This window comes from Oceanobacillus rekensis, from assembly GCF_002153375.1.
Lineage (GTDB): Bacteria > Bacillota > Bacilli > Bacillales > Amphibacillaceae > Oceanobacillus > Oceanobacillus rekensis.
In genome coordinates, this window is sequence record NZ_MTBQ01000002.1 from 167,485 (window position 1) to 181,425 (window position 13,941).

14 protein-coding genes are annotated in these 13,941 nt (G+C 40.2%); 4 read left to right on the plus strand and 10 right to left on the minus strand.

What is annotated here, in order from left to right; all coding sequences use genetic code 11:
- Positions 1–30 precede the first annotated feature (30 nt).
- The 3 genes from BV906_RS04750 to BV906_RS04760 all read right to left on the minus strand — a co-directional run bounded on the left by BV906_RS04750 (position 31) and on the right by BV906_RS04760 (position 2,377).
- Positions 31–753: an amino acid ABC transporter ATP-binding protein gene (locus tag BV906_RS04750; RefSeq protein ID WP_087972306.1), complete on the minus strand. Its 723-nt coding sequence runs from the start codon at positions 751–753 to the stop codon at positions 31–33.
- On the minus strand, positions 750–1,412 hold the full coding sequence (locus tag BV906_RS04755) for an amino acid ABC transporter permease (RefSeq protein WP_087972307.1): 663 nt from the start codon (positions 1,410–1,412) through the stop codon (positions 750–752). The genes BV906_RS04750 and BV906_RS04755 overlap by 4 nt, the downstream gene beginning before the upstream one ends.
- A gap of 116 nt (positions 1,413–1,528) precedes the next feature.
- A complete protein-coding gene (locus tag BV906_RS04760; protein ID WP_087972308.1) occupies positions 1,529–2,377 on the minus strand; it encodes a transporter substrate-binding domain-containing protein in 849 nt (282 codons plus the stop codon).
- A 339-nt stretch (positions 2,378–2,716) separates the two neighbouring features.
- Here BV906_RS04760 and BV906_RS04765 point away from each other — a divergent pair, with 339 nt between their 5' ends.
- Together BV906_RS04765 and BV906_RS04770 are read left to right on the plus strand one after the other, a co-directional pair.
- On the plus strand, positions 2,717–3,781 hold the full coding sequence (locus BV906_RS04765; RefSeq protein ID WP_087972309.1) for a M42 family metallopeptidase: 1,065 nt from the start codon (positions 2,717–2,719) through the stop codon (positions 3,779–3,781).
- Between the two features lie 25 nt (positions 3,782–3,806).
- On the plus strand, positions 3,807–5,411 hold the full coding sequence (locus BV906_RS04770; protein ID WP_087972310.1) for a glutathione ABC transporter substrate-binding protein: 1,605 nt from the start codon (positions 3,807–3,809) through the stop codon (positions 5,409–5,411).
- 77 nt (positions 5,412–5,488) lie between these two features.
- On the opposite strand, the gene BV906_RS04775 is transcribed toward BV906_RS04770, so the two are convergent.
- The gene (locus BV906_RS04775; protein ID WP_087972311.1) at positions 5,489–5,743 is read right to left on the minus strand and encodes a GlsB/YeaQ/YmgE family stress response membrane protein; all 255 of its coding nucleotides are present in this window, start codon (positions 5,741–5,743) and stop codon (positions 5,489–5,491) included.
- A gap of 126 nt (positions 5,744–5,869) precedes the next feature.
- Positions 5,870–7,345 (minus strand): phospholipase D family protein, encoded by a 1,476-nt coding sequence (locus BV906_RS04780; RefSeq protein ID WP_087972312.1) that lies wholly within the window; start codon positions 7,343–7,345, stop codon positions 5,870–5,872.
- A 136-nt stretch (positions 7,346–7,481) separates the two neighbouring features.
- Between BV906_RS04780 and BV906_RS04785 the strand changes: the two genes are divergently transcribed.
- The gene (locus tag BV906_RS04785; RefSeq protein WP_087972313.1) at positions 7,482–8,333 is read left to right on the plus strand and encodes a Cof-type HAD-IIB family hydrolase; all 852 of its coding nucleotides are present in this window, start codon (positions 7,482–7,484) and stop codon (positions 8,331–8,333) included.
- Positions 8,334–8,395: 62 nt separating this feature from the next.
- Here BV906_RS04785 and BV906_RS04790 read toward each other — a convergent pair whose 3' ends face one another.
- Positions 8,396–8,896, minus strand: a complete 501-nt coding sequence (locus BV906_RS04790) for a GNAT family N-acetyltransferase (RefSeq protein WP_087972314.1) — start codon at positions 8,894–8,896, stop codon at positions 8,396–8,398.
- Positions 8,897–9,076: 180 nt separating this feature from the next.
- Here BV906_RS04790 and BV906_RS04795 point away from each other — a divergent pair, with 180 nt between their 5' ends.
- Positions 9,077–10,054 carry a Gfo/Idh/MocA family protein gene (locus BV906_RS04795; protein WP_087972315.1) on the plus strand — a complete coding sequence of 326 codons (978 nt, stop codon included), beginning with the start codon at positions 9,077–9,079 and terminating at the stop codon, positions 10,052–10,054.
- A 246-nt stretch (positions 10,055–10,300) separates the two neighbouring features.
- Here BV906_RS04795 and BV906_RS04800 read toward each other — a convergent pair whose 3' ends face one another.
- Genes BV906_RS04800 through BV906_RS04815 form a run of 4 tightly spaced genes read right to left on the minus strand, consistent with a single transcriptional unit; the run spans position 10,301 to position 13,874 of the window.
- Positions 10,301–11,041, minus strand: a complete 741-nt coding sequence (locus BV906_RS04800) for an energy-coupling factor transporter transmembrane component T family protein (protein WP_087972316.1) — start codon at positions 11,039–11,041, stop codon at positions 10,301–10,303.
- Entirely contained in the window at positions 11,022–12,692 is a 1,671-nt protein-coding gene (locus tag BV906_RS04805) for an ABC transporter ATP-binding protein (RefSeq protein ID WP_087972317.1), read from the minus strand. Before BV906_RS04805 ends, BV906_RS04800 begins: the two co-directional genes overlap by 20 nt.
- A complete protein-coding gene (locus BV906_RS04810) occupies positions 12,689–13,267 on the minus strand; it encodes an ECF transporter S component (protein ID WP_087972318.1) in 579 nt (192 codons plus the stop codon). The genes BV906_RS04805 and BV906_RS04810 overlap by 4 nt, the downstream gene beginning before the upstream one ends.
- Positions 13,260–13,874 carry a YkoF family thiamine/hydroxymethylpyrimidine-binding protein gene (locus tag BV906_RS04815; protein ID WP_087972319.1) on the minus strand — a complete coding sequence of 205 codons (615 nt, stop codon included), beginning with the start codon at positions 13,872–13,874 and terminating at the stop codon, positions 13,260–13,262. Before BV906_RS04815 ends, BV906_RS04810 begins: the two co-directional genes overlap by 8 nt.
- Positions 13,875–13,941 lie beyond the last annotated feature (67 nt).

A 13,941-nucleotide genomic window follows, 5' to 3' on the forward strand; every position in this document is an offset into this window, starting at 1 on the left:
GCAGGAGAACCGTCCCCATGCTTCCCGTCATTATAAGATTTTGTTTAGGAATTCCTTTGTTCGGTCGGATTGTGGGTTGGTAAAGACTTGGTCTGGGTCGCCTTGTTCGACGATGACACCTTCGTCCATGAATAGGACTCTGTCGCCGACTTCTTTTGCAAATCCCATTTCATGTGTTACAACGACCATTGTCATTCCTTCCAGTGCAAGTTGCTTCATCACTTCAAGCACTTCTCCGACCAGTTCGGGATCGAGTGCGGAGGTTGGTTCATCAAACAGCATCATTTTTGGCTCCATCGCAAGGGCTCTGGCAATGGCAACCCGCTGCTGTTGACCGCCAGATAATTGGGATGGGAATTGTTCTGCTTTATCTGATAAGCCAACTTTCTCAAGTAACTTCATTCCTCGTTCTCTTGATTCCTTTTCCGAAATTTTCCTTACCTTCTGTGGAGCAAGCATAATATTTTCAATCACATTTTTATGTGGAAATAGGTTGAACTGCTGAAACACCATGCCGATTTCGGTACGTACCATATTAATATTTGTCTCAGAGTCACTTAAATTTTTACCATCAACAACGACATCACCACTTGTAATTGTCTCCAGCATATTCAGACAACGGAGGAAGGTACTTTTCCCCGAGCCACTTGGACCGATAACACAGACAACTTCCTGTGGCTCGATATGGCAATCGATTCCTTTTAATACTTCATTATTTCCAAACTTTTTATGTAAATCTTTTACTATAATCATTTGATATCCAACCTTCTTTCAACAATACGCAGGATAAACGATAATGATAATGTAATTGCCAAGTAAAACACTGCAACCATTGTATAAATCTCTACCGCATTAAAATAGTTTGATGCAACCAATCTCCCTTGAAACATCAATTCCGGAACAAGTATAACCGATAATAGCGATGTATCTTTTATACTGATAATAAACTGGTTTCCGAGTGGGGGAATCATTCGCTTAAAAGCTTGCGGCCATACAATATAGCGCATCGCTTGACCGTGACTTAAACCGAGTGAACGCCCAGCTTCCATTTGTCCTTTTGCAATCGACTGAACAGATCCCCGCACAATCTCTGCAATATAGGCACCTGAATTTAATGCGATAACGATAATCCCTGCCATCACAGAATCCATATTATAATTTGTGATTAAGGGGAGGGCGAAGAATATCCAAATTGCTTGTACCAATACAGGAGTCCCTCGAATGATTTCTACATATAAAGATGAAAGCCCATAAATAACTTTGTTCTTGGCAATTCGTCCAAATCCAAAGATACCACCTAAAATAAATCCAATTATAAGTCCAACGACTGAAATTAACAGCGTATAATAAAGTCCAGTCCCGAGCTGTGGCAGAAAATCAATAACTCCTACCCAATCAAATCTTCCTTCCATAGTTCCACCTCACATAATAAAGCTAAGGACCATCAGGAAAAACATTGATAATCCTTAGCTTTTAAATTTCTTAGAAGATTACCTCTAGTTGTTTATCCATTTCGTCTGTGAATTTTTTATTCGGTCGGTTCTCCAAACCATTTTGTATAGATTTCATCATATTTGCCATTTTCTCTTAAATTTGCTAAGGCTTCATTGATAGCTGCAACGAGATCTTCTTTGCCTTTCGTTATCGCAATACCATAATCTTCAGCCTGGTATAGATCCCCAACTACTTTCAAACTGTCTTCCCCTTGTGTTTGGATATAATAGTTGACGTTCGGTGCATCATAAAGAATCGCGTCTGAGCTGCCATTCTCAACAGAAAGATATGCTTGATCTAGTTGTTCGTATTGATTTGCCTCAGCACTTTCAATATTTTCCTCGATATACGCTGCACTTGTCGAACCTAAGCGTGTGGCAATTGTTTTCCCTTCCAAATCTTCTATACTATTAATATCCTCATTATCACTTGCAACCCCGATTGCTAAACCGGATTCATAGTATGGGTCACTGTAATCGATCGCATTTTTTCTTTCCTCTGTAATACTGATTCCAGCGATGGCGATATCGAATTGACCTGTTTGCAATCCTGGGATTATGCCATCAAAATTCGTTGTCTCCAGCTCGATTTCAAATCCAGCTTCGTCTGCAATCGCATGAATTAAATCAATATCAAACCCAGTATATTCACCGTCTTCCAAAAATTCGAAAGGAACAAATGACGTATCACTTACAACGGTATATGTATCTTCCAACTCTACCTCCGCTGAAGCTTCCGAGCTTTCACTGCTCTCCGTATTTTCTGCTCCTTCCGTGGAGTCTGTCGTATCTGTTTCTTCATCTGACCCACACGCAGCCAGCACAAGAATCAGCATAATAGAAATGAATACAGTAATCTTTGCTTTCCAATTTCCCTTTTTCATTTAAAATCCCCCTTTAATGTTTCGCCTATTGATAAAAGTACTATGACAATTTTACCAAATATAGAACTTATTAGAAAATTCGATATTATGTAGTATTACATGATATACAAGCATTAAACAGTTTAGCAAACCCCACAAGGCCAAAATCCTTAAACTTATTGAATATAACTGCTAAATACGGACAATTCTGTCAAAAATGGAAGCGTCCCCATGCTTCCTACTTGATTCGGGAGATGCTTGGGTATAAAATGAAGAATATTGTCGAAATTTGGCTACTAACAGTGTTTTATAGTAAAAATTTTGAATACATAAACATAAATGCGGATAGGGGATATAAGGATGGACGAGCATGTTAAACAACTTAGTAAGTTACATGGGCCTTGTGGGTATGAACAGAATGTCGCTTATTATATTCGGGATTATGTGCAAGATAAAGTCGATCATGTTCAAGTTGATGCGATGGGAAATGTGATTGCACGGAAGACGGGGTTGCGTCGGGGACCTGTGACACTTTTGACCGCACATATGGATGAGGTTGGATTCATTGTTAAAAAGATAGAAGAGAATGGATTGCTTCGTTTTGAAAAGCTTGGAGGACATGATGATCGTATTCTATTGGCACAGCCGGTAAAAGTACTTGGCTCCGGCAACGAACTAGATGGTGTGATTGGTACGATGTCGGCACATTTTATGAAATTTGATGATCCACAAAAGGTTCGTGCACATACGAAGTTGTACATAGACATTGGCGCAACGTCGATGGAGGAAGCACTGAATATGGGTGTTGAGATTGGTACACCGGTTACATGGGCAACAGAACCTAAGTTGATTGGACCGAAAGAAAAACAGATGATCGTTGGAAAGGCCCTTGATGACCGTGCAGGTTGTGCCGTACTTTTATCCGTATTAAATGAAGTTCACCAAAAAGATTTTGCCGGCGAACTTGTCTTTTTATTTACCGTTCAGGAAGAAGTTGGATTACGTGGTGCACAAACAGCAATTAATCAATTGCCTGATGTCGATTTAGCAATTGCGATTGATACAACAGCGGTCAGCGATACTCCTGAGGAAACAATGGACCAAACCTTATTCCTAGGTGCTGGAACCGGGATTAAGATTATGGACTTTAGTTTACTAGTGCAGAAGGCCATGACAGATGTATTGAAAAAGGTAGCCATCAAAGCGAATATTGCATATCAATTGGAAGTTTTCCCTGGCATTGGTACGGATGGTGGTGCGATTGCCCTGGCAAATAAAGGAATCCCAACAGGTGTATTATCCATTCCATCACGTAACGCCCATTCACCGGTCGAAATGGTTAGCATGGCAGACCTAATGGCAACTAAAGATTTACTAAAGGAGTTTATTTTTAATCTGGATGAGAATACAAGCTTTACATTCTAAACTACAGAAAAAGAGGGAAAACATTATGAGAACATGGAATAGATCTTTTTTAGTTACAGCATTTCTAGTAATACTTAGTTTATTGCTCGTCGCATGTGCAGGTGAACCGGATGAAAGTCCTAATGATGACAATGCGGAACAGGGAGAAGGCGGCAGTCAAGGTGGAGATTTAGTAATCGCGACACAAGCAGATGCGGTATCATTGGATCCACATGCAACAAATGATACACCATCAGCGAATGTAAGAATTAATATTTTTGAAAATCTAGTCACCCAGGATGAAAATATGGAACTGCAACCAAGTCTTGCAGAAAGCTGGGAACAAATTGATGATACCAAATGGGAATTTAAACTTCGTGAAGGCATTACATACCATGACGGATCAGTATTTAATGGGGAAGTAGTAAAGGCAAATATCGAGCGTATTCTTGATCCTGACATTGGGTCTCCAGTCGCATTTATGTATGATATGGTAACCGAGGTAGAGATTGTTGATGATTATACAGTAAGATTTATTACTGACTTTCCTTTTGCGCCATTACCAGCACACTTAGCACATCCTGGTGGTCAAATGGTATCAATGGAGCAAATTGAAGAAGATTATGCTGCAATGGAAAACGGGGAACAGCCAGGAACAGTGATTAATGAAAATCCTATTGGTACAGGGCCATTCCAGTTTGAGAAATGGAATACTGGTCAGTCAGTTAAATTAGCCAATAACGAAAATTACTGGGGTGAACCAGCTTTACTTGACACGGTAACGTTCAAGGTAGTGGCAGAAGATCTAACACGAATTTCCGAGTTAACTACAGGAGATTCACATGTCATCACACCACTTAGTCCATCTGATGTGGAACAAGTTGAAAATACAGATGAATTGAATGTCGGGCGTCAGGAAAGCTCATCCTTAGCATATATCGGATTTAATATGGAAAAAGAACCATTTAATGATGTTCGCGTACGTCAGGCAATTTCGATGGCAATCGATAAAGAGGAAATTATTAATGGGATATATGATGGTGTTGGAATCCCTGCGAAAGGACCACTTGCACCAGGAATTTTCGGACATGATGAAGACTTAGATGGTCTGGAGTATAATGTGGATGAAGCAAAGGCATTATTAGAAGAAGCTGGATATCCCGATGGCTTTTCGGCAACGATTTGGTCAAACGATGATCGCCAACGTGTGGATACAGCAACAAACGTACAAGCGCAACTTGCCGAAATTGGTATTGATTTAGAAGTGGAAATCATGGAATGGGGAGCAATGCTTGAGGAAACTGCAAATGGAGAACATGAAATGATGGTATTTGGTTGGACTACTGTTACTGGTGACGCTGATAATGGGATGTATCCCTTATTCCACTCCGATAATCTTGGAGCACCGGGTAACCGTACATTCACGGTAGACGAGGAATTAGATACCTATTTGGATGAAGCAAGACAAACTGCCGATCCAGATAAACGATTGGAATTATATAGTCAGGCACAAGAAAAACTAGTAGAAATCGCACCATTCGTATACCTTTTACACCAAGAATACTTACTGGGCGTACGCAACGAAGTCAAAGGACTAACACAACTACCAACACAATTATTGCAATTAAAAAACGTCTATATAGAACAATAAATAATGGAAGCATGGGGACGGTTCTCCTGCTTCCTTTTTCTTTCGGAAGCAAAAGAACCGGCCCCATGCTTTATTTATTAAGCACTTTTTCTCATAGCTTTCATGATCATACTTACAATGAAGATCAAAATAATTGCACCAATTAAGGCCGGGATAATAAAGAAATCGCCTATTTCTGGTCCCCAACTTCCTAATATTGCAGAACCAAGCCAAGCACCAATAAAACCTGCAATAATATTACCAATAATTCCACCTGGTATATCCTTTCCTACAATTAAACTACCGATCCAACCTAGAATACCACCTATAATTAAACTCCAAATAAATCCCATGTTGTATCTCTCCTTTTTTCGTGATGTATTATACTGTATAACCTAATTTTCTATTTTATAAACTTGGAAGCATGGGGAGCGGTTCTCCTGCTTCCAAATGCACGAAAATGGAAGCCCCGTGCTTCCTTAATATGTCGTGAAACGTAATGTTTTCTGAATCCAGTAAATTCCATATTTGATTGGTGTGAGTCCGTCTTCGTTTTTTTCGTAATTAACCGTGAAATCTCCGTCTTTGTTATGCCATATTCGCTTGAAATAGTTGTCAATATCTTGAATGAATTCACTATCTGACGGTGCAAGAATGCTGATGTTATTTTCCAAATTATAATTATCAAGATTTCGTGATGTGAAATTCGTGGAGCCTGCTATGACATGGCTTTTTTCACCAAGATTGAAATAGGCTATTTTTGAATGGTACTGCTCCTTATTCGTGTTATACCACCGTATCGTTATATTTTGATTCGAACCCTTTAATAGTTCCTTGGCAATCGGGATATTCGGCAAGCCGATTTTCTCTGAACCAAAAGCATTCTCATTTGGATCTAAAATAAGGCGAATCTCGACATTCCGTTCTGCAGCCTTTTCAATGGCGTCGACCACATCTCGATCAGCCAAGTAAAACATACCAATCCAAATGACATCACCTGCATTCGTTTGTTCAAACGCATCCATTAAGGCTTCTTCTATTTTACCTTCTGTGACAATTTGAGCTTCAATCATTGCCGTATGTTCTCGTTTGGAGGGAGCCGGAATTAATGCATTTAACTCCTTCTTTGATGGGAACGCATTAATGTCCCCACCTGAAAATGCAGCAACAGCCCGTTCAGATTCAACCAAATCTTTTAAAATCGAACCGGTAACCTTAATGCCAATATTTGAATGATACCCACTAGCGTCATGGGCGTTAGCCGAGAGAACCAGTCCATGATCTTCCGTCACGATTGCTTTCCGGTGGTTTGCCTTAATATTCATTAATTGTAAGTAGGACCGTACTGTCACGTCTGGTGACGTTTCGCCCATCGGATTTGGTAGCCATCCATTCCCCTCCTGTCCGAACCATTGAATAAACATTCGCCAAACGCCGGAGTAAAGCAGGTTTGGATCACGAAGCTTGTCCAGATCGGTATAGATAACTTCCGCTCCAAGTTCTGCTAAATAATCGATGTGCTGCGCCTCATGCGAGCTATATGTAGTATTGAGGTCATCCGTAATGAATATAACTTTCAAATCTGGATATGCTCGCATTTGATCGCGGATTTTCTGTGAAAAGGCAGAACTTAACTTCGGGAAATCTCTACTCTCATCGGAAACTTCATTGACCATAAACATGTCAATAATCAAAAATTCCTCTGCTTGTTCGATCGTTTTAAACACTTCATCGAAAATATGATGATCATAAATCTCCTTCCCATTTTTCTGGTAGGTCAAATCATATAGAAATTCAACCTCATCCTCGGCAAGTAAATGGGTATCACCCGCATAGGAAATGCCTTCGGGTAAAGGTTTCTGCTGGTAATAAATGAGAACCATTATGTAAGTAACCACAAGCACACCCAAAATCCACCAGCGCTTTTTATGACAGCCCTTTCTATTCCTTTTCATGGCAGCGCTCCTATTAAAAAGTATTATTCTTTCTCTAATACCCCTAACAGACCCTGTTCACACCTTGGAACCGTCCCCGTGCTTCCTTTCTGGTATAGTTAGGGTAATTAATTGTAGTGCTGTGGGAGGTAAGATAATGAAGTTAATTGCGATAGATTTGGATGGTACGTTGTTGTCGGAGGATGGTTCGATCAGCAATGAAAATAGAGATGCAATACTCAAGGTGCAAGGCAGGGGAGATATCATTGTCATTTCCTCTGGTCGTTCGCTGCATGATACGAAACAGATTTTGCAAGATGCTATGCTTGATTGTCCGATTATAACTGGGAACGGTGCTGTTGCCTTTGATTCTGATAAAATACTTCAGAATCTATATCTGGAACCGGAAGTTATCGGAGAATTGATGGACATTCTTGATGGAGATAAATTATATTATGAGCTTTATACGAATAAAGGGGTATATGTCGAAGAAGGCGGGAGAGAACTTCTAAACAAGGAAATTAAACGTTTGCATGGACTGGATGCTGACTTGGAAGTGGAAGCGGCTAATCGAATTGTTGAGATTCAATACGAGCAGAACGGTTTGACCTTTGTCCCAAACTACCGAAGCATAGATTATAAGCCGTTGGAAGTATATAAAATATTTATTCTATCCTTCGACAAGGAGAAGCTCCTAAAGCTTCGTGGAAATTTACAAGAAAGAAAGGATATATCGATTACCACCTCTGGCCAGCAAAAGCTCGAGATAGGCAACCGTGAATCAAGCAAAGGGAATGCACTACAATTCATTGCAAATCACTTCGGAGTGCCGATAGAAAATACAGTGGCGATTGGTGATAATTTAAATGACCTTTCCATGTTCAACGTTGCCGGGATCTCGATAGCAATGGGAAATGCTGAAGAAGTGGTGAAAGAGCAGGCTACCTTTATAACGACAAATTGTAGTGAAGGTGGAGTAGCCTATGGATTAAGGCAGTATATATCCTGAGTGAAGGAAAGATTGAATGGCGAACAGCGGGATGCTGTTCGCTGTTTCACGTTTCCACTATGCTATTCCAGTCGCTTTTCAAATCCCCAAAAAGGCAAGTCCCGTTCTTCCAAATAATATTCGCCGACCTTTTGATAACCGATCCGTGTAAATAAACGCTGTGCTTTCTCATTAAGAGAATATGTATCAATTTTCATGCCAGTCAGTCCAAATTTTTTAAAGTACTCCTCCGTAAATGTAATTAGTTCTGTCGCAACATTTGATTTGCGATACATCGGATCAACGGTTAAGCGATGAAATGTACCACATTCATTATTGGAAAGTCTCCAAACCAGCTCATTATACTCTGGTGCAATATTTTGATTAGCCGTTATAAATCCTAAAATATTACCAGCACCCTCATAAACAAATAAAGAAGAATGGTATATATCCTCAGAAAAATGCTCACCTGTAGGATATGTGTCATCCCACTGATCGCTACCTTCCGCATTCATTACCTGTATCGTTTTATTGGCAATCCTTATAATCGTATTTAAATCTCTTATCGTCGCTAGCCGAATCATATTGTTAGCCTCCTCTTTATTCAGTTTTAAACGTATGAGTAATTATAATATAACAATAGAATGATTCATACTTTATACAAATATATGATTGGATAAGATGCGGAAGCAAAAGAACCGTCCCCATGCTTCCTATCCATGTTAGAATTGATTCAGAATATAAATGAATGAGGGGTGGCCAATTTGAATATAGCAACGATTGGAACGGGGAGTATCGTAGAGTTATTTTTGTCAGCGGTTGAAGATGTTGATGGTGCACAGTGTATAGCTGTTTACTCTAGAAAAGAGGAGACGGCTGAGATGTTGGCGGATAAGTTTGAGATCTCGGCTATTTATACGGATATGGATGAAATGATGGAGAATACGGCGATTGATTTTATTTATATTGCATCACCGAATAGTTTGCATTTTGAACAGGCATACCTAGCACTGCAACATGGTAAAAATGTAATTGTTGAAAAACCGTTTACGTCAACTGCAAGAGAAGCGGAGGAGTTAATCGAGCTGGCAAAGGAAAAGCAGCTTATGATTTTTGAAGCTATTTCCACGATACATATGCCGAATTATAAATTAATCCGAGAGTATATTAGCAGTCTCGGACCAATTAAGTTAATTCAATGTAATTATAGTCAGTTTTCCAGCAGATATGAAAAATTGCTGAATGGCGAAACACCTAATGTCTTTAACCCGGAATTTTCCGGTGGTGCGTTAGTGGATATCAATGTTTATAATTTTCACTTTGTCATGAATCTTTTTGGTGTCCCGGAATCGGTCAGCTATACGGCAAATAAGCATGCAAATGGCATTGATACGTCAGGGATTGCAGTCATGAAGTACCCTGATTTTATTGCAGAATGTTCTGGTGCTAAAGATACACAGAGTATGAACTTTGCGATGATCCAGGGGGAGAAGGGCTATCTGAATGTCGTAAATGGCGCAAATGGCTGTCAGGAGGTTATCGTTACAATTGGCAAGAGAGAAGTAAGGCTGAACGCACAAACGAAATCGAATCGCCTCTATTATGAAGTAGCTGCGTTTCAAAAAATATACGAAGCCAAAGACTTTGAACGCTGCTACGATCTATTGGATTATACAAAGACCGTAGTAGATGTTCTCGAAGCAGCACGTAAAGACGCCGGAATTACATACGCCGCCGATTGAGGAAGAATGTGGACGGTTCTCTTGCTTCCATATTCAACCAAAATAAATTAATAAACGCCAACACTAATCTGGATTTAGATAGTGTTGGCGTTTAATTTTTATTTACGACACTCTTGCTAGGGCGAGTCCAAATTAGAATAAACAATCTGATCCCGACTAGAGCAATCTTAAAGAAATAGAAACGCATCATGCGCTACACGCCAAGTCAGATCCCATTGGAAGCAAAAGAACCGTTCCCACGCTTCCTCAAGAGGCGAGAAGTGCGGCGAGAAATCCGGTTAGCATGATGAGTGGGAAAAGCCAGTCTGTTTTCTTGACCGTAAATTGGCGATAAAAGGTTCGGTTTTTATCACCTGTGAATCCTTTTGATTCCATTGCGATTGCTGTTCTTTCTGCTTTTCGGATGGCGCTTGCAAGCAACGGGATGGAATAGCGTTTATAGTTATTCCATTTTTCCGTTACAGTTTTAGCCTGATTGACACCACGTATTCGATGGGCATCATGAATAAGTTTTATTTCATCACGCATCATGGGCAGGAAACGATAACCAGCTAATACAGCATAGGCAATCTTAGGCGGCAACCTCAATTGCTGCATCATACTTAATATGAAATGGACAATATTTGTTGTGAAAACAAACAGCAGTGAGAGTGCTGCAACGTTCAATACCCTGATGGAAAGTGCCAGTGCAGTGAGCAGTGTTTCCCGTGGATACGCCATGCCCAGTAATACGACAATTTCATCCTGGTTTTTCGGTGTATCGGCAAAGACAACGGATGTCCATAGCATTCCAAAGGAAAAAATAACAAAAGGAATAAAATAAAGCGCATATTTTTTGAAATTGACTTTACCAAAAATAAATGTAATTGATACCGTCCATATTAAAAATAGCAACGGAGTCATTGGTTCAAAAATGAATGCCAGCAAAACAACGAGTATCATAATTGTCAATGCTTTTATACTTGGATTAAGACGTTGTAAAAACATAATAAGCATCCTTTTCCTTTTCATATATGTTTTGAATTTGGACACGAACAGGAAGTTCAAGTTGCCATTCTTTCAGTTTGCGAGAATCCATTTCCCATAACCGGTCAGGTGGGGTATCAGCAACAACCTTACCGTTATTAATCACGATGACCCTTGTTGCATAGTGGTCAACGATTTCCATATCATGGGTAATCATGATAATTGTTGAATTTGATTGATGGCGTTGCTGTAAAAGATGCATCAGTTCTGCATTGGAATTGGCATCCTGTCCGAATGTAGGCTCATCCAGCAACAGGAAGGATTGGTCATCAACAATCATCGTTGCAACACTCAGCCGGCGCTTTTGCCCTTGGCTGATGGAAAATGGATGTTCATCTTTAAGCTCGAGCAATCCAAAGGCTTCCAGAATCAGATGAACTTTATCTTGGATAGCTTCGACAGATATATTTTTAATTTTTAAACTAAAAGCAACCTCATCATAGACCGAGTTTGTAATGAATTGATGTTCAGGATTTTGAAAAACATAGCCAATTTCCTGTCGTAGCAGTGATTCTTTCCATTCATTTAATGGCTTTCCTTTTAAGAGAGTATTGCCACAATCTGGCTTTTGAATGCCAGCCAGTATGCGGGAGAGGGAGGTTTTTCCACTACCATTTGCGCCAACAATTGCGACGAACTCCCCCTCGTAAAATGTAAGCGAAACATTCTTTACAATCTCGCGTTTCTTTGCAGACCAGGAAAGATTGCGCGTTTCCAAGATAGGGTTCACCTGAACAGGGAGATTCTGCTTAGATTTTTCCTGTTCAATATAGCCCCATTTGGAAGGATACTCGGTAAATTCCTCGACAGTAAGTGGAAGGTCTATTAGTTCTGGATTGTTTTCCAAAAGATATTGTGAAATCTTCGGAAGCCATATGCCTTGCTCCGCCAATTGCAGGCGCTGATCTCTTATTGCTTCACGTAATGAACCATCATAAAAAATTTCCCCACGACGGTTTAATAGAAGACATCGCTCCGCTAAATCTGTCCAGCCATCAAGCTTATGTTCAATAATAATCAGCCCGAATGACATTTTTTTCTTTAACATGTTGATTGTTTGAATGACGTCCTTTGTTGCAATTGGATCCAGGTTCGCTGTCGGTTCATCCAAAATAATCAAGGATGGATCCAATGCAAGGATGCAGGCGAGCGCAAGTTTTTGCTTTTGCCCACCGGATAGTGTTGATACGTTGGATTCCTTGAATTCCGACAGATGAACAAGTGATAAGACATCATCGATTTTTGCTTCCATTTCAACATGAGGTACTCCGATATTCTCCAATCCAAAAGCGACTTCATCCTCAACAGTAAGCATGCAGAACTGTGTTTCTGGATCTTGGAAAACCACGCCAACTTTCTTGCTTAATTCGCCGGGCTTGTAATCAGATACCTTTCTGCCATCGATAAAAATATCCCCGTCCATCTCACCATCCAACTCCCGTGGGAAAATCCCGTTTAAACAGGAAGTTAATGTACTTTTCCCACTACCACTTGGTCCGAGCAACAAGACAGTTTCACCTTGATAAAGTTCAAAATTTATATTCGAAAAAATATTCTTTTGATTCGTTTCAAATCGTAAGCTGAGATCACACACTTCTACAAAAGGCTTCATGCGGCTTTCCTCTTTCGATATTCTTTTCCTAAGGCAAAGCTTGATAGGACACCGGTTTGCGCAAGTCCATCACTCAATGCTTTTCCGAGTAATCCAGCGATTAATGCACCACTGATCATACGTACAATAAACATCGCCGTCACGTATCCAGGTGCGAGTGCAGCGTAGCCACTCATGAAATATCCATAGATAAAACTAGTTACAGCGGATCCAACCCCTGCAGCCATCAGTACCCATGTCGAATAATTTTTCCAACGGGTTGCAGCAAATACTGCTTCTGCACCAATACCTTGAACCATCCCGGTAACAATCAGCATTGGACCAATAGCGTTTCCAATTAATACTTCGACCATCGCGGCAATGGTTTCTGATAAGAATGCCGCACCGGGTTTTCGTATAATATAGGCGGCAATAATGGAAACGATAAACCAAATACCGAAAATGAAATCATAGCCTATTGGTCCAAAAATTCCTGCTAGGACTCCACCAAGCGGCAAAAATGCTAAGTAGACAACACCAAAAACAACGGATAAGGCTGCCATGACAACAATCTCTTTAAAACGCCAATTAGTCATTCTTTGTCTCACCTTTATGTGAAGGGCTGTTTGCTGAGATGGAGACAGTCATCACGGTATGACTTGATCCACCTTCAACGGTTGCCTGAAAAACATTTTCCAATCCATCAAAAATGGCTACTGCTTCACCATCAAGACGTGTTGAATAATGCGCTGGTGAGACGGTAACATGTTTTTTCATTGCTTCTATTTGCGCGTAGATTACATCCATATAATCTCCACCGCCTAGAGGGTAAAGTGAAAATTTGGATGCGACAGGTTGTTTGATATCTTTTACATCATTGGAATTTAGCGGTGTTTCATCCGCATCCATATATGCCTCACCTTGGGAGTCACCAGGGCAGCCAAGAGAATAAGTTGCCTGAAATGCGACATGTTCTCCGGTTTTTGCTGCATGGATAAAAGCTGCTTTTGTTACGTCAAATACATGGACGAGCTTTCCCCTTACAGTTGTCGTGATATCATCTGTTTTGAGATGTACCTTTGACGTATCAACCTCTTTTAAGGCTCCCTTGATAATCTCAATGAATTGATCACTCATCGGATGGATGGAAAAACTTGCACCTGCAATATCACTTTTTGTACATGCTTGACTTTGATTAACCATCTTACATTCCTCCTGTTTTATATTTTTCTCTATAAAAAAAACTGCATCCCCCTGTAGGGAATGCAGT